Here is a 17,597-nt window from a genome sequence, read left to right on the forward strand (position 1 = left end):
ATATTGCGTAATACTTTGTCGAAAACAGAGCGGAATAGACGGTTTACAAAAAAACAATAGAAAAAAGGCTTTCGATAACATCGAAAGCCTTTTGGATTAAACGAAAATGACTTCTTTCGGCTGATGATTCAGCTCTTCCGGCACCAGTCTTTTTTCAACATTGATGCTGTGCCAGATCATGAAGATCAGCACGGTCCAGATTTTGCGGCTGTTGTCCGCTCTGTCGGCACAATGATCTTCCAGAAGCTGAAGGACATAATCCTTTTCAATATAAGCATCTGTTTCACTTTCACGAATGATGTTGCGAACCCATTCGTTCATTTCATTTTTCAGCCAGTGGCGGATCGGCACAGGGAAGCCGAGTTTTTTGCGGTTAAGCACATGATCAGGCACTACCCCTTCAGCAGCTTTGCGCAGAAGGTATTTCGTCGTGCCGTTTTTCGTTTTCAGTTCATCCGGAATTTTAGAAGCCACGTCAAACACGACTTTATCAAGGAACGGCACGCGCAGTTCCAATGAGTTGGCCATCGTCATTTTGTCAGCCTTTAACAGGATGTCGCCGCGCATCCACGTATGGATGTCAACATACTGCATTTTATTAATGTCGCTGTATGAACGGCTTTCCGTAAAGTACGGCTTCGTGACATCACGGTATGAAAGCTCTGGATTGTAATGTTTGAGCAGCTGTTTTTTCACGGGCTCTTCAAAAATCTTCGCATTACCGATATAACGCTCCTCAAGCGGTGTGCAGCCGCGGACTAAGAGGCTTTTCCCTCTCATTCCTTCAGGCATGACGGACGCCACATGAAGAAGCATTTTTTTCAGACCGGACGGAATGCGTTCAAACGGTTTAAGCGAAAGCGGTTCGCGGTAAATATTGTACCCGCCGAACAGCTCGTCCGCGCCTTCCCCGGATAACGCGACCGTTACATGTTTTTTCGCTTCTTTCGCGACAAAGTACAAAGGAATCGCCGCCGGATCTGCAAGCGGGTCATCAAAGTGCCAGACGATTTTCGGAAGCTCGTTCATATACTCCTCAGGAGAAATGACTTTGCTGATGTTTTCAATTCCGAGCGCGGCAGCCGTTTCCTTCGCTACGTCAACCTCACTGAAGCCCTGCTGCTCAAAACCGACGGAAAATGTTTTAAGGCTCGGGTGAAATTCTTTCGCAACTGAGACGATAAAAGAAGAGTCAATACCGCCGGATAGAAACGAACCGACAGGCACGTCACTTCTCATGTGGACTTTGACAGAGTCAAAGATTGCGTCTCTGACTTCTTTCACCAATTTATCTTCATCAGACTGAACAGGCTTGAAGTTCGCTTTGAAATATGTTTTAAACGCGATGTCGCCTTCCGGGCGGATCGTAAACTGGCTGCCCGGCTCAACTTTTTTCACTTCAGCGTCAAGCGTGCTCGGTTCAGGAACGAATTGGAAAGACATATATTGCTGTAAAGAAGCTGTATCAAGATCAATGCCGTTTTGAGCGGCCATTAAACTTTTTCTTTCAGATGCAAAATACACTTTGTCCCCGATGGTTGTGTAATACAGCGGTTTAATGCCGAACGGGTCTCTCGCGCCGTACATGACGCGGTCAGCTTTGTTCCAGATTAAAAACGCAAACATTCCGCGAAGCTTTGAAGCAGCTTCTTCTTTATAATGACGGTATGTCGCAAGGAGCACTTCGGTATCGGAATCTGTATTGAAAGTGTAGCCTTTCGCTTCAAGCTCTTCTCTCAATTCAATGTAGTTATAGATTTCGCCGTTAAAAATGATCCAATATTTTTCGTCTTCATATGATAAAGGCTGTCCGCCGTTTTCTACGTCAATAATACTGAGCCGTCTGAAGCCGAATCCGACGTGCTCGTCATGATAATACCCATCGCTGTCAGGACCGCGGTGAACGATCATTTGGTTCATTTGTTTGATTAGCTCTTCTTGATCTGCGGTTTGAGTTAATGGATGCTTATTAAAAACACCGACAAATCCACACATAGTATAGCCTCCATAAGTGTAATTTTCTAATTGGACCCCCTTTTTATAGACGCTTTGTTACGCCATTGGTTTCACGCTATGTAAAAAATAAGCATGGCAGCATCTACAAAAAGGGAAAGCCGCTTAAGTAAGCGGCTATAAAATTATTCTCCTAGTGCTTCTTTGCGAAGCGCATCCGCCTTGTCAGTACGCTCCCAAGGAAGATCCACATCATGACGTCCGAAGTGGCCGTAAGCAGCTGTCTGCTTATAGATCGGGCGGCGCAGATCAAGCATTTTAATAATGCCGGCAGGTCTCAGGTCGAAGTTATTCCGTACGACTTCGATCAGTTTTTCTTCAGAAGCTTTTCCTGTATCAAATGTATTGATAGAAATAGAAACAGGCTGTGCCACGCCGATTGCGTATGCAAGCTGCACTTCACAAGAATCAGCAAGACCTGCTGCCACGATGTTTTTCGCTACGTATCTCGCAGCGTATGCCGCAGAACGGTCTACCTTCGTCGCATCCTTACCGGAGAATGCGCCGCCGCCGTGGCGTGCATATCCGCCGTATGTGTCAACGATGATTTTACGGCCGGTAAGACCCGCATCACCTTGAGGTCCGCCGATTACGAAACGTCCCGTAGGATTGATGAAGTATTTTGTCTCTTCATCGATCAGTTCCTCAGGCACGACAGGGTTAATGACATGCTCTTTCAGATTGCGCTGAATCTGCTCAAGCGTAATTTCCGGGTGGTGCTGAGTTGAAATGACGATCGCGTCGATGCGGACCGGCTTGTTGTTTTCATCATATTCAACGGTAACTTGCGTTTTGCCGTCAGGGCGAAGGTACGGAAGAATGTCTTCTTTGCGGACTTCGCTCAAACGGCGGGCTAATTTATGCGCTAAAGAGATCGGAAGCGGCATAAGCTCTTTCGTTTCGTTACACGCATAACCGAACATCAGGCCTTGGTCTCCCGCTCCGATTGCTTCGATTTCAGCATCGCTCATTGTGCCTTCACGCGCTTCAAGAGCCTGATCGACACCCATTGCGATATCCGCAGACTGTTCATCAATTGATGTTAAAACAGCGCAAGTCTCCGCATCAAATCCATATTTGGCGCGTGTGTAGCCGATTTCTTTAATCGTTTCACGGACTGTTTTCGGAATGTCAACGTATGTTGATGTAGTAATCTCTCCGCTTACCAGCACAAGTCCTGTCGTTACAGATGTTTCGCAGGCCACGCGCGCGTTCGGGTCATTTTTTAAAATCTCATCTAAGATACTGTCAGAAATTTGGTCACAGATTTTGTCCGGATGACCCTCAGTAACAGATTCAGATGTAAATAGTCGACGGTTTTTACTCATTCACTTTTCCTCCTGAAAAAAGATCTTTTGCAAGACCTTTTCATATGATACGGAACTCGCTCCCTCTTAATACAATGTCATACTATATCAGAGAATGTTAATTGGCATATTTTATGAAATAAAAAAACCTTTTCCACTCGAGGAAAGGGTTTGGTCTGTGTGCCTTTCACTCTTATCGCTCAAGGAAAATATTAAACCTTGCATCAGGTTAGCACCTTGGTTTCCCACAGTGTTTTCACCTGCTTTTTTACAGAGAAACCGGTTGCTGGGCTTCATCGGGCCTGTCCCTCCGCCAGCTCGGGATAAGAGTATCCGCTCAATGAAATATCTTATCGTAAAAGGGCGGAAAGTGTCAATATGAATTAAAGCGATTACGCGCCTTTATTTCGGGAAGCAATGGAAAAACACAAACAAAAAACCGCAAATAGTATAGACTATTTTCAGATATATGTTATACTAATTCCACATTCAGCGAAATACAAATAAACCGGCAAAGGAAGGTTTTTATGAAATTAGTTGATTTAACCGCAGATCTTCAAGCATTACTTGCAAGTCCGAATGTGCATCATAATTTATCGGCTCCAAAACTTACCGAAAAAGTGATCAGCCGAAATGAAGGAACGCTGACATCAACGGGCGCCGTACGCGCCACCACCGGCGCATATACAGGCCGGTCACCTAAAGATAAATTTATCGTCCGTGAACAAAGCACAGAAAATCAAATTGATTGGGGCGCGGTGAATCAGCCCATTTCTGAAGAGGCGTTTGAAAAGCTGTACGCCAAAGTCGTCAGCTACTTAAAACAGCGGGATGAACTGTTTGTGTTTGAAGGATTCGCGGGAGCGGATGAAAAATACAGACTCCCGATTACGGTCGTAAATGAATTTGCGTGGCACAATTTATTCGCGCGCCAGCTGTTTATCAGACCGGAGACGGATGAAAGAGACACGCAAGCGCAGCCTTTCACCATTCTCTCAGCTCCGCATTTTAAAGCAGATCCGGAGACGGACGGCACGCATTCGGAAACATTTATCATTGTCTCTTTCGAAAAGCGCGTCATTTTAATCGGCGGCACCGAATACGCCGGAGAAATGAAAAAATCAATATTCTCCATTATGAACTTCCTGCTTCCACAGCAGGATATACTGCCGATGCACTGCTCAGCCAATGTCGGTGAAAAAGGCGATGTCGCCCTGTTTTTCGGCCTTTCCGGCACAGGGAAAACGACGCTTTCAGCCGATGCGGACCGCAAACTGATCGGCGATGACGAGCACGGCTGGTCAGATTCCGGCGTTTTCAACATTGAAGGCGGATGTTACGCTAAATGTATCAATCTGAGCGAGGAAAAAGAACCGCAGATTTTTCGTGCGATCCGCTTCGGGTCTGTTCTTGAGAATGTCGTGCTTGATGAAAAAACGGGTGAAGCGGATTACGACAATTCCTTCTACACGGAAAACACAAGAGCCGCATATCCGATTGAGATGATCGGCAATATCGTGCAGCCGAGCATTGCCGGCCATCCGCAGGCGATCGTCTTTTTAACGGCGGACGCATTCGGTGTGCTCCCTCCGATCAGCAAACTGACGAAGGAACAGGCGATGTATCACTTCTTAAGCGGGTACACCAGTAAACTCGCGGGAACCGAGCGCGGCGTGACATCTCCGCAAACGACTTTCTCGACGTGCTTCGGTTCACCGTTCCTTCCGCTTCCGGCGCATGTATATGCCGAAATGCTCGGGCATAAAATCGACGAACACGGCGTTCAAGTCTTCCTGGTCAACACAGGCTGGACCGGCGGAGGGTACGGAGTCGGAGAACGGATGAAACTTTCGTATACAAGAGCGATGGTCAAGGCCGCTATTGAAGGCAGACTGAACCAGACTGAGATGACGGCAGACAGCATTTTCGGCCTGCGCAGTCCCGTTCATGTTCCGGGCGTTCCGGATGAAGTTCTTCAGCCTGAAAACACATGGAGCGATAAACAAGCATACAACGAAAAAGCGCTGTTTTTGGCCAATGAGTTTAAAGAAAACTTTAAAAAGTTTTCCCATGCGGACTCGATTGCCAAAGCCGGCGGACCTCTCGTGTAATCAAAAAAGCCAAGGGCGTTTAGGGACTGACCCCATAATATGAGACAAACAAAAAACACCTTCAAGTTTGAAAACGGATCGTTGTTATCCGAAATTAGACTTGGAGGTGTTTTTTCTATGGGGACAAGAGTGAGTTATCCGGTTGAAGTGAAACAGAAGGCTGTAGAAATGAGATTGGCAGGCGTACCTATGAAAGAGATCCTGCAGGAGTTGAATATTAAGAATAAGACACAGGTTCAGACATGGGTTAGATGGTATAAGGCTGGTGATACACATCGATTCGAACAGCCTGTTGGAAAGCAATACACTTACGGAAAAGGTCCGGAGTATTCTTCCGATTTAGAGAAACTGCAGGCAGAGATTCGTTACCTGAGACAACAGAATGAAGTTTTAAAAAAGTACAACGAATTGGAAAGGAAGTTGATAGCGAAACGTCAGTCGAACTTGTAGAAATATTGCACAGCACAATGACCGTACAGGATATCTGTATTCATTTAGGTATCTCTCGAGCGTCTTATTATCGTTGGAAGAAGAATCTGATGAAGGATCATCCCAAGCGCCATTTGGAAAAACAAATCGGCACGTTGTGCCGAGAACACAAGTATCGATATGGCTATCGGAAAATCACAGCCATATTAAAAAAGGGAATGCGTATGAATCATAAAACGGTTCAGCGCATTATGCAGAAGAATCAGTGGCAATGCCGGGTTAAGGTGAAAAAGCGCAAGAAGAATGGGCAGCCATATGCCGTGGCCGAGAATATATTGGATCGGAACTTTCAGTCTGATCGCCCTCTGGAAAAGCTAGTAACGGATATCACATATTTGCCTTATGGGCAGAAACAATTGTATCTTTCCAGTATATTGGATTTATACAATGGAGAAGTGATTGCTTTTACGATTGGCGATAGACAGGACACAGATTTTGTCTTACACACACTTGATCAGCTGCCCGTACTGCCAGAGAACTGCGTGTTACATAGTGACCAAGGTTCTGTTTATACATCTTATGAGTATCAGAAAGCTGTTAAAACAAAAGGCATTACCATGAGCATGTCCCGCAAAGGGACACCCGCTGATAATGCCTCCATCGAATCGTTTCATTCCTCACTAAAGTCTGAAACGTTCTACCTCGACAGGTTGGAAAGCACTACGACGACCATCGTAGAGCAAACTGTCGAAACCTATATATACTATTATAACAACATTCGTATTCAAACGAAACTAAACAACCAGCCGCCGGTCACATACCGACAGCTGGCTGCTTGAAGGTGTTTTGATCCCTGTCTCAAAAACGGGGGTCAGTCCCTTTATGCCCTCGGCTTTTGTTTTTTCAGTTTGTCGAATGGAGCGACGTGAGTCTGTATGTAATGCTTGTCCGGCCGTTCGCCCATTCGAGCTTTTGGACCTCGCCGGTGCCGGATTTCTCGCCGGTTTTCGTTTTGCGCACGTCCATCGGAATATCAAGAGGATAGACGCGGTAGCCCTCTTTCTCCAATAAAAAGATATTTTCCTCTATCCTTTTTTCATTGCCTTTTGTCACAATCATGGTATTAAATTCAACAGGCATTCCCAAAATGAAAATCCCCTTTCATTCTCTTATTCTTTATTATCATATCATAAATCAGGCATCTTACCGTGTCTTCATCCATTCCGCCAGCCGCCGGACAATGCGTCTGTTTTCCTGCGGCGGAAAATAATGCGTAAAACCGCTGTAATACCAAGTTTCCACCGGTTTCCCCGCCTCTTTCAGCTTGTCCTCGATCATTCGGGCGTGTTCGATCGAAACATTCTCATCATTCTCTCCATGGATGAGCAGCACAGGGGCCTGAATGCGGTCTGCTTTTTCAAACGGCGAACGCCATCTGTATTCATCCGGCACCTTTTTCGGCGTGCCCCCGATCACCCGCTTCATCATCCGCCGCATATCCTTCCGCTCTTCATAAGTAAGCACCATATCGCTCACACCGCCCCATGATACGAGCGAAGCCGCTTGACGCCCCATTTCAATCGCGGTCAAAAGCCCCATGATACCGCCCCGGGAAAAACCGAAAATATGCACCCGCCCTTCCCTGACGTTCGGATGCTCCCGAAGCAGGCGGAAAGCGGAGAACGCGTCCTCTCTGTCCTCTCCCGCAAAATCTTCATTTCCCTCGCCGCCCTGGTTGCCTCTGTAATAAGGCGCAAACACGACAAAACCCTGGGAAGCGAATTGAACGATTCTTCCGGGGCGTACCATGCCGACATTTTTTATGCCGCCGCGCAAATATAAAAAACCGTCATATGTTCCCGGCGACGCAGGCTCGGCAAGGAGCCCCTTTACCTTCAGCCCTTCTGACTCATAGCATACCTCAAAGAGGCGGATATGCGGACTCGGAGACGGGAACCTTTTCTTTTCTGCCAGCAAAACAATGGCCTCCTTATATCATCAGTTTTTTTATTCTTTCCCAACGTGAATATGGGCACTCACACATTTTTTATACCCATCATACGATATGTAAAGCAGAAAAGGTTATTTTAACGCTTAAAACAAGGAGGTTACACCGTGAACAAATGGCTCAAAACGGGCTGTGTTTTTGTCATATGCGCCTTTTTCCTGCTCATTCTTCCGGCTTGCAGACAGGAAGAAAGTCTGACAAAGGTAAAGGTGGCGGAAGTCACACACTCCATCTTCTATACGCCTCTGTATGTCGCTGAAGCAAAAGGTTTCTTTAAAAAAGAAGGGCTCCAAGTGTCACTTCAAACAACATGGGGCGGAGACAAAACAATGACATCGCTTTTGTCAAACGGGTCTGATATCGCGCTGGTCGGTTCTGAAACATCCATTTACGTGGAGGCGCAGGGAGCAAAAGATCCGGTCATCAACTTCGCGCAGCTGACACAGACGGACGGCACATTTCTCGTGTCGCGGAAGGATGAGAAATCATTCAAATGGAGCGATTTAAAAGGAAAAACATTTCTCGGCCAGCGAAAAGGCGGCATGCCCCAAATGGCCGGTGAGTACGTCCTGAAAAAGAATCACATAGAGCCGAAAAAAGACATTAACCTCGTTCAAAACATTGATTTCGCCAATATTTCCAACGCATTCGCATCCGGAACGGGTGATTATGTGCAGCTGTTTGAACCGACGGCATCCCAATTTGAAAAAGAAGGCATCGGCCATATCGTCGCATCCTTCGGAGAAGCTTCCGGCCAAATGCCATACACAACCTTTATGGCAAAAGAAAGTTATTTGAAAACCAATGAAAAGACGGCGGAAAAATTCACCCGCGCCATCTATCGCGCCCAGCAATGGGTGGAAAGCCATCCGGCCAAAGACATCGCAAAAACGATTCAGAAGGAATTTGCCGATACCGATCCGGCCATTATCGAAACATCAATAGAGCGATATAAAAAACAAAAGTCATTCTCTGCAGACCCAGTTCTGCAAAAGGATGAATGGGAACAGCTTCAATCTATTATGGATGAAGCCGGAGAGCTCCCGAAACACATTCCGTACAGCAAACTCGTCAACACAAAAATCGCCAAAAAAGTCACCTCAGAACAATAGGAGGAACATGAATGTCTTTTTTACATGTGGATCATGTAACACATACTTATTTCTCGCTGAAAGAAAAGACAACCGCCGTGAAAGATATACATTTTCAGATTGAAAAAGGGGATTTCATCTCCTTTCTCGGACCGAGCGGATGCGGAAAAACAACACTCCTGTCCATTCTGGCCGGCCTTATTACTCCTGCGCAAGGCCGGGTGCTGATTGAAGGAAGTGTGCCGAACCATAAAGAACACCAAATCGGTTATATGCTTCAGCAGGATTATTTATTTCCTTGGAAATCAATTGAGGAAAATGTGCTGCTCGGTTTACACATTTCAAAAACATTAACAGAAGAAAAAAGAGCTGAAGTTCTCAGCCTTCTGCCTAAGCTCGGATTAATCGGCGTTGAAAAGAAATACCCGAAAGAGCTGTCAGGCGGGATGCGGCAGCGGGCGGCACTTGCCAGAACTCTTGCGCCGGACCCGGGACTGCTGCTCCTTGATGAACCGTTTTCCGCGCTGGACTTTCAAACGAAGCTTTCCTTGGAAAACCTTGTCTTCAGAACATTAAAGGATTTTCAAAAAACCGCCGTGCTCGTCACCCACGATATCGGTGAAGCCATCGCCATGAGCGATACGATCTATTTATTTTCGAATCAGCCGGGCACCATCCACCAAATATTCACCGTGCCTAAGGAGCTCGCGGCTTTAGATCCGTTTGACGCGCGTCAGGATCCGGCCTTTCAGCCGCTGTTTCAAACCATATGGAAGGAGCTGAATTCCCTTGAAAAACAGCAGCGGCACGATTGAACAGCTTCATCAGCAGTTTAAGAAAAGACACCAAAAAGAAAAGCTCCGGATCCGTGCGTATCAGGCCGCCATTTTTATCGTATTTTTTGCCGGATGGGAAATATCGAGCAGGGCGGGCTGGATCGATCCGTTAATCTTCAGCTCACCCTCCGCCGTTTGCAGGCTTTTAGTTGAAAAGATTGCGGACGGATCCCTTGCGGCGCACATCGGCGTAACCTTAGGAGAAACCGTTCTCGGCTTTTTGCTCGGCACGCTCCTCGGCACATGCCTCGCCGCTCTGTTATGGTGGTCAAACAGGCTCGCCCGGGTTTTAGACCCGTACCTCGTCATTTTAAACGCGATGCCGAAGGTCGCACTCGGACCGATTCTCATCGTGGCACTCGGACCGAATTTCACAAGCATTGTCGCCATGGGAGCAGTCATCAGTGTCATTATCACGACAATCGTCGTCTTTACGGCTTTTCAGGAAGTGGATGAAAACTATATTAAGGTGATGAAAACCTTCGGAGCGAAAAGAAGCATCATGTTTAAAGAAGTCATTCTGCCGGCATGCGCTCCCGCGATTATTTCCGCGCTTAAAGTGAACGTCGGTTTATCCTGGGTCGGTGTCATCGTCGGCGAGTTTCTCGTTTCCGAAAAAGGTCTGGGCTACATGATCATTTACGGATTCCAGGTCTTCAATTTCACTCTTGTGTTCTTAAGCCTTCTGATCATCGCAATTTTTGCGACATTGATGTATCAGGGAGTCGAACTGTTAGAAAGAAAATGGACGAAAGGAAAAATTTAAAAAAGACCCGTGCGTAAACGCCGGGTCTTCGTTTTTATGATTGAAATACGCCGTCCTCTTTCAGCTTTTTCAGACTGATCGGAAGCACCGAATCTTTCATAATGAAACTGAATCTTTTATTTCGCGGGAGATTCTCCGGCAGTTCGCTGAACAGCACCGGCCCCTTTGTTTCAAAATAGTCAGCCTGTTGTTCAAGCTTTTCAATATCGGCAAAATAAATATTCTTCACGATTACCTTTTCCCTGCCGAGAACTTTATACTGTCCGACGTACTTCAGATGTCTTACCGCGGCGCCGGTTTCTTCTTTCACCTCGCGCAGGGCCGCTTCCTCCGCACATTCCATCGGCTCCACTTTTCCGCCCGGAAATTCAAACCCCCGGTCTTCGTGCTCAGTCAAAAGCCACTTATCTCCATATCGGCATATGACCCACACGTGCTTCGGGCTGTCTGAAAAAGGCTGGTGCTCAAAGGAGAGCTGAACAGTGTTCTGATAATAGTCTTTAAACTCGTACATGTTTATCCCTCTAATCCGTTCCTTCATATCTTCCATACATCATACCACAGTTGCGTTTGTTCGGAAGCCCTTTATCAAAAATTCAGAGGAAAACCATCATACCCGCTAGTATAGCCTCCTTTGAAGCAAATGTTACGGTTTGCGCTTGAATTTATTTTTCAAAGTATCCAATAGGTCGACGAGCACCTGCGGAACCGGTATGCCCAGCGAGCTTGCCGTAATCACGATCTGAACCGATTCGTATAAGATATAAAACATGATAGCCAAATTACGGATGGCGCCTTCGGTATGAAGCAGCTGGTCAAAAAAATGGCAAACTGAGACTAATGCCAGGGTCACGATTTTTTTGACCAGCCGCGCAAAAAGCTTTCTTGCGCTCAGCTGCTGCAAAAGAGATTCTTTTAAGCTTGTACTGATAAACTCAATCGCCATGACCGATAGCAAAATCAGAAACGAATACTGAAAACCTCCGAAGAAAAACCCCGCTGCCGACACGATCACTGCAAAAAACGAAAAGATGCCAAAGTCTTTGCCCACTTGATCCAACATCCTTTCACAGAAACGGCCTTACATTATTCTATGAAAAGTGAATGGAACGGACTGGATTTTTCAGAAAAATGGACAACACCTCTCTTCGGCAGCCAAATAAAAGACCGAGTGCTTTATAGCCCCGGTCTTCCCTTGTTGATTATCCCAAATACGCTTTCAGCATCCAGTTATGTTTTTCGATATTCTGGTGAATGGCAAGCAGCATATCACCGGTCGTTTCGTCTCCTACCTCATCTGCGAGATCCATGCCGCTTTTCAGCTCTTCCGCAATGACAGTGAAATCATCATAAATGTTCTGTACCATTTGTTCTGCGCTCTCATTGCCTTCCGCTTCTTTTACAGACGCTGTCTTCAATGATTCCGTCATTGTGCCGATCGGCTTGCCGTTTAATGCCAGCAGACGTTCTGCCAGATCATCAATATATGTAGCCGTTTCGTTATACAGCTCCTCGAACTTTTCATGCAATGTGAAAAAGTCCTTCCCTTTGACGTACCAATGATAGTTATGTAATTTCACATACATGACCGTCCAGTTTGCAACTTGCTTATTGACTGCGTCCAATAGTTTTTCTGACATGCCTATCTTCCTCCTTTGGTTTACTATTGATATACCCTATATATCGTGTGTTAAAACAAAATTTTTAGCCCTTGATTTTACGGATGGAAAATATGTTATGATTTGTTAAAAAGGAGGGATTTCATGCTGCTTCTTCTGAGCTTCGGCTTTCTTATCGTGCTCGCCGTGCTGCTTTTATCCATCTGGTCGACTGTAAGAGCTTATAATGTAAAACATACGATTGACCCGCCGGAGGACGCATCAAAAGGCTTGACGGATAAAAAAAATCCTTAATGATGATGCGTCTGTTCCTCATGGCCGGAGGAATCATCGGCAGCTTCAGCACCCCCGACACGCACTTTTACAGTCGGCATATTATGCTGCTGTTTTGCCGTTACGTGGGATTGAACGGTATACACACCCTCTTCATCAAATTCAGTCCGCAGGTGATACGCCCCTTTTTCCTCCTTGGCCTTGCTTGTTTTGCTGCTGCCTTTTTTTCCTTCTTTCCATACTTCAAACATGACTTCATCCGCATCCGTGACACGCTTGCCGCCGTAAAAAACTTCCGCCTTGTATTCCGCTTTTTCATGCGGTGCAGTCGTTTCCGGTCCTGTAAGCTTGACCTCAAGCGCTTTAGGCTCTTCATCCGCGGAGGTTTTGTCCGAATTGCCCCCGCAGGAAGATAATAGAAATACCATACCGCACATACCTGCCAATACAGCCCGTTTCATCCCATCACTCCTTTATGTTTGCTTCTATTTTAGCAAACGCTTACACATAAGGTGTGACATTTTTTAGAAATATGTAAAAAAGCCTTTTTGCATGTCAGCAAAAAGGCCTGTTTTTTATCCGAACACTTTCAGCAAATCTTCTTTATCTTGTGACAGCCAGAAACGCATCAGGCGTTTCGCGCCTTCTAAGTCATGAAGTTTCGCCTGGCCGCACTGTTTTTCGTTGGCCGCCGGAATCTCCGTAATATCGATGGCTTCTTTCAGCGTAGCGTCAAGCAGGTCTACAATTTCTTCCGCTGTCGGCTCGCCGCTGACAACAAGATAATAGCCTGTCTGGCAGCCCATCGGTGAGATATCTATGATGTCGAAGTGATCGTATTTCTCAGAATGTGTGCGAATCGTAAACGCAAGCAAGTGCTCAAGCGTATGAATCGTATCCGGCTTCATCGCCTGTTTGTTCGGCTGGCAGAAGCGAATGTCAAACTTATTCACGACGCCGTCTGTTCCGACTTTATGCACTCCGCAATGTCTTACATACGGAGCCACAACCGCATTATGGTCAAGCTCAAAACTTTCTACTGAAGGCATAATGGCACTCCCTTTTTTTCAGAATATGCATCCATTATAACACAGTTTTCCGATAAGAATTGTGGCGGAAGCTTTTCAATCTGAAATTTTTTTTCTATACTAGCATCAGAAAGGTGGTTTTTTGATGAAAACCATAATGATTGCTTTAATCCGCGGATACCAGAAGTTCATCTCTCCGCTGACGCCGCCGTCATGCCGCTTTTATCCGACGTGTTCGCAGTACGGAATCGAAGCCGTCAAGACTCACGGCGCATTAAAAGGCGGATGGCTGACACTGAAGCGGATTTTAAAGTGCCACCCTTTTCATCCGGGCGGTGTTGATCCCGTACCGGACAAAAAAGAAAAACATTAGTCCATATGCTGGTAGCCGTCGATCACCAGATCAAGTTTACCGGTTTCAGGATCAATCACCAGACCGTGCACCGGCACATTGTCAGGGAATAGCGGATGGTGTTTAATGACGTTTACGCTGTCTGTAACACTCGCTTCTACTGAATCAAAGCTTTTCAGCCATTGATCAAGATCAACTCCTGAGTGCTTCAGCATGTCAATCCGCTCTTTCGGAATACCGCGGTCGATAATTTTATCGAGCATATCCTCGCTGTTGATTTTGCTCATGCCGCAATCATGGTGGCCGATAACGCAGACTTCATCGGCGTTTAATTCGTATACGGCCACTAAAAGGCTGCGCATGATACTTCCGAACGGGTGGGCGACAAGCGCGCCGGCACTTTTAATAATTTTCACATCGCCGTTTCGCATGTTCATCGCATGCGGAAGCAATTCTACAAGACGTGTGTCCATACAGGACAAAATCGCCATTTTTTTATCCGGGAATTTAGATGTTTGGTATTTTTCATAATCTTTGTTTTTAGTGAACTGCTCATTAAATTGCATGATATCGTTTAGAAGACTCATCTTGGTGTTTCCTTTCTGCTTTTTTATTCACAATATAACATAAGACGGGTCATTTCGTCACTCCCCGCACGAGATGACAAAGTGCTCAATAAATAAGACAAACCCCATTGGGCTTGTCTTATTTCCCCATATTGTATTTTTTGTTGAACTGTTCGACTCTCCCGCCTTTTTCGTTGAATTTTTGGCGGCCTGTATAAAACGGATGCGTATCTGAGCTGACCTCTACTTTAATCAGCGGGTATGTCTTTCCGTCTTCCCACTCTGCCGTTTCCTCTGACGTTTTCGTAGAATGGCTTAAAAAGCGATAGCCGCTGTTCACATCTTGAAAAATCACTTGATGGTTATCCGGATGAATATCTTTTTTCATGCTGATCTCCCTTTCTCAAATCGTAATAATTACGTTTTATTTTAAACCTTAAATACCCGCTTGTCAATCATATATGCCCTGATCCCTTGGTTTCTAAACCCTGCACATATATGGAATCGGAAGAATAATCTAATCGCTTCAGCAAATAATATAACCACATTACATAAAACGGTAATTTAGAAAGGCGGTTTATGATCGTGGATGATTTAGTATTAGCCAGAAGCCTGTTCGGGACAACCATGGGCTTTCATATTATTTTTGCGACGCTTGGTGTCGGCTTGCCTCTGATGATTTTAATGGCTGAATTGATTTATCAAAAAACAAAAGATCCGCATTATGCCATTATGGCGAAAAGGTGGACGAAGGCGCAGGCTGTTCTGCTCGGCGTGGCGATACCGACCGGAACGATCGCGGGTACACAGCTTGCCCTTTTGTGGCCCGGATTCATGGAAGTCATCGGCAGGGTGATGTCACTCCCGTTTCAGATTGAAATTTATGCTTTCTTTATCGAAGCGCTGTTTATGTCCATTTATGTCTACGCCGCTGACCGGCTGACTCCGGCGATGCGTATCATTGCCGTTATTTTCGTTTTGATCGGCGCCGCGGCATCCGCCGTCTTAATCACAAATGTTCACGCATTTGAAGGAACGCCGGCCGGCTTTAAAATTTCAAACGGCAAAATCACTGACGTCGAACCTTGGGCAGCGTTTTTTAATCCAAGCTTTTTCACCACCGCGGGCCATGTCGTTCTGACGGCTTTCATGACCGGGGCATTTATCGTTGCGTCAGTTGCGGCTTATAAAATGCTGAGAACGAGAAAACAGGAGCAGGTATACCGCTTTCACCGAAAAGCGCTGCTGCTCGCCTTAACGATCGGCGGAATCTTTTCCATTCTTGCCTCTTTAAACGGTCACGAGTCAGCCCAGCTTCTTTACGAATACCAGCCTGAGAAGCTTGCGGGCGCAGAAGGGCTCTTTGAAACTAGATCACACGCTCCGCTTGCGATCGGGGGTTTTACTGATGCAAAAGAAGAAAAAGTAAAATGGGCGATAGAGGTGCCGTGGGCTTTAAGCTTTTTGGCCGCAAACAGCTTTGATACCGTCGTCAAAGGATTGAACGCGTTTCCGAAAGACGAGTGGCCGCCTTTATTCATCCATACACTGTTTAACGGAATGGTCGGCATCGGAATGCTGCTCATTTTGTACTCAATCATCGGCATCGTGTGGAGAAAAATTTTAAAGAAAGACAGCTTTCCGACTTGGCTTTTGATTTTATTTTTAACCGCAGGACCGCTCAGTCTGATCGGAATTGAATTCGGGTGGATATTCGCTTGTACGGGGCGGCAGCCATGGGTGATTTACCATCTCTTGAAAACGTCTGATGTCGTCACGACAACCGGTTCAATCGGTTTGCTGTTCATCCTGTTTACGGTCGTTTACGCCATTTTGGCAGCCGCAGTCATTTATGTGCTGCTTTATTATTTCCGCAAACATCCCGTTGAGGAGGATGTAAAAGCGGCGGAATCCTAACTATAGAAAGGGCTGAATTAAAATGGACATTACCATGGATGCTCTCATTGCGATATCAATCGTATGGGGCTTCGTGTTTATCTACGCGGTCATGGCAACGATGGACTTCGGAGCCGGCTTTTGGTCGATGATTTATTTAAATAAAGAACAAACAAAGGCGACAAACATCGCCAACCGTTATTTGTCCCCGACATGGGAAGTGACCAACGTCTTTATCGTCGCAATCGTTGTCGCCCTATTCAGCTTCTTTCCAGGGGCAACCTTCGTGCTGGGAACCGTTTTATTGATCCCGGGGAGTCTTATTTTGCTGCTTTTAGCCATCCGCAGCGGCTTTCTCGTCTTCTCCAATACGGCGAAGGAAAGAAAAATCATGAGATATATCTCCGGAATTTCGGGCTTCATTATTCCCGCTGTGCTGATTTTGGTCCTTCCGGTCACACACGGAGGATTTATTGAGAAGACGGGCGGAGTGTATCAACTGAATTTGGCAAATGTCTTTACAAGCCTTAATGCGTATGCGTTTATCGGCTTTGCCATTTTAAGCACTTTATTTTTATCTTCACTGCTTCTGGCCGATTTTTCAAATGTTGCGGAAGAGGAGCATGCGTACCGCATCTACAGACGGAGTTCTTTACTAACAGGGCCGCTTTCGCTTCTATTTGCCTTCTTCATTATGCTGACATTACGAAACGAAGCCGGCTGGCTGTATACGGGGATGATGAAAGACAAGACATGGCTTATCCTGTCTGTTATCATGTTTTTCATTGCCGGCGCGGCCCTGTTTTTGCCGAATAAACGCTTCGGCCGCAACCTCGGCAAACCAAGAATCGCCATGATCGCCATTGCGCTTCAATACTTTCTGGCAAGCTATGCATACGGACGGGCGCATCTTCCTTATATGATTTATCCTGATATTACGGTCATGTCAGGATTTACGGAGCCGGCCACCTTCAGGGCGCTGTTTATGACGTATATCGTCGCTTTCATCATTTTGTTTCCCGGGTTTTATTTCTTCTGGAAGCTCTTTATGAAAGACAGACGTTATATCCGCCAGGAGGAATAACAAAAATCAGGGCGGCTCATACTAATGGCGTACCTTTTATCTTGGAGGGGAGCCAGCATGGACCAAAAAATTCTGTGTGAAGTCAATAACTGTTCATATTGGGGCAGAGGAAACAAATGCACGGCCGACGCGATTTATGTGGTCAGCCATACAGGCGAAACCGCTGAAAAAAGTGAAGAAACGGATTGCAAAACCTTTAAACCGCATGATTTATAAAA

At 46.0% G+C, this 17,597-nt stretch carries 21 protein-coding genes and 1 riboswitch; of the genes, 10 read left to right on the top strand and 11 right to left on the bottom strand.

Features of this window, described 5'->3' with window-relative positions; genetic code table 11:
• Window positions 1–96 precede the first annotated feature (96 nt).
• Together asnB and metK are read right to left on the bottom strand one after the other, a co-directional pair.
• The gene (asnB, locus tag NYE62_RS15260) at window positions 97–1,995 is read right to left on the bottom strand and encodes an asparagine synthase (glutamine-hydrolyzing) (RefSeq protein WP_003152255.1); all 1,899 of its coding nucleotides are present in this window, start codon (window positions 1,993–1,995) and stop codon (window positions 97–99) included.
• Between the two features lie 143 nt (window positions 1,996–2,138).
• Window positions 2,139–3,341, bottom strand: a complete 1,203-nt coding sequence (metK, locus tag NYE62_RS15265) for a methionine adenosyltransferase (RefSeq protein ID WP_003152253.1) — start codon at window positions 3,339–3,341, stop codon at window positions 2,139–2,141.
• A gap of 169 nt (window positions 3,342–3,510) precedes the next feature.
• Window positions 3,511–3,650, bottom strand: a riboswitch (SAM riboswitch).
• A gap of 197 nt (window positions 3,651–3,847) precedes the next feature.
• Here metK and pckA point away from each other — a divergent pair.
• The gene (gene pckA / locus NYE62_RS15270; protein ID WP_020956242.1) at window positions 3,848–5,431 is read left to right on the top strand and encodes a phosphoenolpyruvate carboxykinase (ATP); all 1,584 of its coding nucleotides are present in this window, start codon (window positions 3,848–3,850) and stop codon (window positions 5,429–5,431) included.
• 117 nt (window positions 5,432–5,548) lie between these two features.
• Window positions 5,549–6,699, top strand: a protein-coding gene (locus NYE62_RS15275) for an IS3 family transposase (RefSeq protein ID WP_342497035.1) whose coding sequence is annotated in 2 segments (ribosomal slippage) — window positions 5,549–5,822 and window positions 5,822–6,699 — 1,152 coding nt in all. Because the reading frame shifts where the segments join, the coding sequence is not laid out codon by codon here.
• A gap of 64 nt (window positions 6,700–6,763) precedes the next feature.
• Here the strand turns inward: NYE62_RS15275 and NYE62_RS15280 are convergent.
• Both NYE62_RS15280 and NYE62_RS15285 read right to left on the bottom strand, forming a co-directional pair.
• Window positions 6,764–7,006 (bottom strand): DUF2584 domain-containing protein, encoded by a 243-nt coding sequence (locus NYE62_RS15280; RefSeq protein WP_003152249.1) that lies wholly within the window; start codon window positions 7,004–7,006, stop codon window positions 6,764–6,766.
• Between the two features lie 57 nt (window positions 7,007–7,063).
• A complete protein-coding gene (locus NYE62_RS15285) occupies window positions 7,064–7,837 on the bottom strand; it encodes a prolyl oligopeptidase family serine peptidase (protein WP_342497036.1) in 774 nt (257 codons plus the stop codon).
• 138 nt (window positions 7,838–7,975) lie between these two features.
• On the opposite strand from NYE62_RS15285, the gene NYE62_RS15290 reads away from it, so the two are divergent.
• Genes NYE62_RS15290 through NYE62_RS15300 form a run of 3 tightly spaced genes read left to right on the top strand, consistent with a single transcriptional unit; the run spans window position 7,976 to window position 10,561 of the window.
• Window positions 7,976–8,980 carry an ABC transporter substrate-binding protein gene (locus tag NYE62_RS15290; RefSeq protein WP_032871656.1) on the top strand — a complete coding sequence of 335 codons (1,005 nt, stop codon included), beginning with the start codon at window positions 7,976–7,978 and terminating at the stop codon, window positions 8,978–8,980.
• Between the two features lie 11 nt (window positions 8,981–8,991).
• Window positions 8,992–9,774 carry an ABC transporter ATP-binding protein gene (locus NYE62_RS15295; RefSeq protein WP_003152246.1) on the top strand — a complete coding sequence of 261 codons (783 nt, stop codon included), beginning with the start codon at window positions 8,992–8,994 and terminating at the stop codon, window positions 9,772–9,774.
• Window positions 9,749–10,561, top strand: coding sequence for an ABC transporter permease (locus tag NYE62_RS15300; protein ID WP_014418698.1), 813 nt, complete (start codon window positions 9,749–9,751; stop codon window positions 10,559–10,561). Before NYE62_RS15295 ends, NYE62_RS15300 begins: the two co-directional genes overlap by 26 nt.
• 34 nt (window positions 10,562–10,595) lie before the next feature.
• On the opposite strand, the gene ytkD is transcribed toward NYE62_RS15300, so the two are convergent.
• The 3 genes from ytkD to NYE62_RS15315 all read right to left on the bottom strand — a co-directional run bounded on the left by ytkD (window position 10,596) and on the right by NYE62_RS15315 (window position 12,201).
• On the bottom strand, window positions 10,596–11,075 hold the full coding sequence (gene ytkD / locus NYE62_RS15305; protein WP_144665063.1) for an RNA deprotection pyrophosphohydrolase: 480 nt from the start codon (window positions 11,073–11,075) through the stop codon (window positions 10,596–10,598).
• A 132-nt stretch (window positions 11,076–11,207) separates the two neighbouring features.
• On the bottom strand, window positions 11,208–11,612 hold the full coding sequence (locus tag NYE62_RS15310) for a holin family protein (protein WP_007408834.1): 405 nt from the start codon (window positions 11,610–11,612) through the stop codon (window positions 11,208–11,210).
• A 151-nt stretch (window positions 11,613–11,763) separates the two neighbouring features.
• Window positions 11,764–12,201, bottom strand: coding sequence for a Dps family protein (locus NYE62_RS15315; RefSeq protein ID WP_007408835.1), 438 nt, complete (start codon window positions 12,199–12,201; stop codon window positions 11,764–11,766).
• A gap of 123 nt (window positions 12,202–12,324) precedes the next feature.
• Here NYE62_RS15315 and ytzI point away from each other — a divergent pair, with 123 nt between their 5' ends.
• The gene (ytzI, locus tag NYE62_RS15320; protein ID WP_007408836.1) at window positions 12,325–12,474 is read left to right on the top strand and encodes a YtzI protein; all 150 of its coding nucleotides are present in this window, start codon (window positions 12,325–12,327) and stop codon (window positions 12,472–12,474) included.
• On the opposite strand, the gene NYE62_RS15325 is transcribed toward ytzI, so the two are convergent.
• Both NYE62_RS15325 and NYE62_RS15330 read right to left on the bottom strand, forming a co-directional pair.
• Window positions 12,471–12,914 (bottom strand): FixH family protein, encoded by a 444-nt coding sequence (locus NYE62_RS15325; RefSeq protein WP_020954287.1) that lies wholly within the window; start codon window positions 12,912–12,914, stop codon window positions 12,471–12,473. The genes ytzI and NYE62_RS15325 overlap by 4 nt on opposite strands.
• 114 nt (window positions 12,915–13,028) lie before the next feature.
• Window positions 13,029–13,502, bottom strand: coding sequence for an S-ribosylhomocysteine lyase (locus NYE62_RS15330; protein ID WP_003152237.1), 474 nt, complete (start codon window positions 13,500–13,502; stop codon window positions 13,029–13,031).
• Window positions 13,503–13,626: 124 nt separating this feature from the next.
• Between NYE62_RS15330 and yidD the strand changes: the two genes are divergently transcribed.
• Window positions 13,627–13,854, top strand: a complete 228-nt coding sequence (gene yidD, locus NYE62_RS15335; RefSeq protein WP_007613292.1) for a membrane protein insertion efficiency factor YidD — start codon at window positions 13,627–13,629, stop codon at window positions 13,852–13,854.
• Here yidD and NYE62_RS15340 read toward each other — a convergent pair.
• Window positions 13,851–14,420, bottom strand: coding sequence for a carbonic anhydrase (locus NYE62_RS15340; protein WP_003152233.1), 570 nt, complete (start codon window positions 14,418–14,420; stop codon window positions 13,851–13,853). The two genes, yidD and NYE62_RS15340, sit on opposite strands and share 4 nt — an antisense overlap.
• 118 nt (window positions 14,421–14,538) lie before the next feature.
• On the bottom strand, window positions 14,539–14,787 hold the full coding sequence (locus NYE62_RS15345; RefSeq protein WP_003152229.1) for a type B 50S ribosomal protein L31: 249 nt from the start codon (window positions 14,785–14,787) through the stop codon (window positions 14,539–14,541).
• A 197-nt stretch (window positions 14,788–14,984) separates the two neighbouring features.
• On the opposite strand from NYE62_RS15345, the gene NYE62_RS15350 reads away from it, so the two are divergent.
• Genes NYE62_RS15350 through NYE62_RS15360 form a run of 3 tightly spaced genes read left to right on the top strand, consistent with a single transcriptional unit; the run spans window position 14,985 to window position 17,595 of the window.
• On the top strand, window positions 14,985–16,316 hold the full coding sequence (locus tag NYE62_RS15350) for a cytochrome ubiquinol oxidase subunit I (RefSeq protein WP_227051564.1): 1,332 nt from the start codon (window positions 14,985–14,987) through the stop codon (window positions 16,314–16,316).
• 22 nt (window positions 16,317–16,338) lie between these two features.
• Window positions 16,339–17,379, top strand: coding sequence for a cytochrome d ubiquinol oxidase subunit II (locus tag NYE62_RS15355; protein ID WP_342497037.1), 1,041 nt, complete (start codon window positions 16,339–16,341; stop codon window positions 17,377–17,379).
• A gap of 57 nt (window positions 17,380–17,436) precedes the next feature.
• Window positions 17,437–17,595: a DUF1540 domain-containing protein gene (locus NYE62_RS15360; protein ID WP_007408842.1), complete on the top strand. Its 159-nt coding sequence runs from the start codon at window positions 17,437–17,439 to the stop codon at window positions 17,593–17,595.
• Window positions 17,596–17,597 lie beyond the last annotated feature (2 nt).

Origin of the sequence: Bacillus sp. FSL K6-2861 (genome assembly GCF_038630725.1) — a bacterium.
Lineage (GTDB): Bacteria > Bacillota > Bacilli > Bacillales > Bacillaceae > Bacillus > Bacillus velezensis.

Coding starts and splice junctions, on each gene's coding strand:
- asnB (WP_003152255.1), bottom strand. CDS start 1,995: ATGTGTGGATTTGTCGGTGTTTTTAATAAGCATCCATTAACTCAAACC.
- metK (WP_003152253.1), bottom strand. CDS start 3,341: ATGAGTAAAAACCGTCGACTATTTACATCTGAATCTGTTACTGAGGGT.
- pckA (WP_020956242.1), top strand. CDS start 3,848: ATGAAATTAGTTGATTTAACCGCAGATCTTCAAGCATTACTTGCAAGT.
- NYE62_RS15295 (WP_003152246.1), top strand. CDS start 8,992: ATGTCTTTTTTACATGTGGATCATGTAACACATACTTATTTCTCGCTG.
- ytkD (WP_144665063.1), bottom strand. CDS start 11,075: ATGTACGAGTTTAAAGACTATTATCAGAACACTGTTCAGCTCTCCTTT.
- NYE62_RS15315 (WP_007408835.1), bottom strand. CDS start 12,201: ATGTCAGAAAAACTATTGGACGCAGTCAATAAGCAAGTTGCAAACTGG.
- ytzI (WP_007408836.1), top strand. CDS start 12,325: ATGCTGCTTCTTCTGAGCTTCGGCTTTCTTATCGTGCTCGCCGTGCTG.
- NYE62_RS15325 (WP_020954287.1), bottom strand. CDS start 12,914: ATGAAACGGGCTGTATTGGCAGGTATGTGCGGTATGGTATTTCTATTA.
- NYE62_RS15330 (WP_003152237.1), bottom strand. CDS start 13,502: ATGCCTTCAGTAGAAAGTTTTGAGCTTGACCATAATGCGGTTGTGGCT.
- yidD (WP_007613292.1), top strand. CDS start 13,627: ATGAAAACCATAATGATTGCTTTAATCCGCGGATACCAGAAGTTCATC.
- NYE62_RS15340 (WP_003152233.1), bottom strand. CDS start 14,420: ATGAGTCTTCTAAACGATATCATGCAATTTAATGAGCAGTTCACTAAA.
- NYE62_RS15345 (WP_003152229.1), bottom strand. CDS start 14,787: ATGAAAAAAGATATTCATCCGGATAACCATCAAGTGATTTTTCAAGAT.
- NYE62_RS15355 (WP_342497037.1), top strand. CDS start 16,339: ATGGACATTACCATGGATGCTCTCATTGCGATATCAATCGTATGGGGC.
- NYE62_RS15360 (WP_007408842.1), top strand. CDS start 17,437: ATGGACCAAAAAATTCTGTGTGAAGTCAATAACTGTTCATATTGGGGC.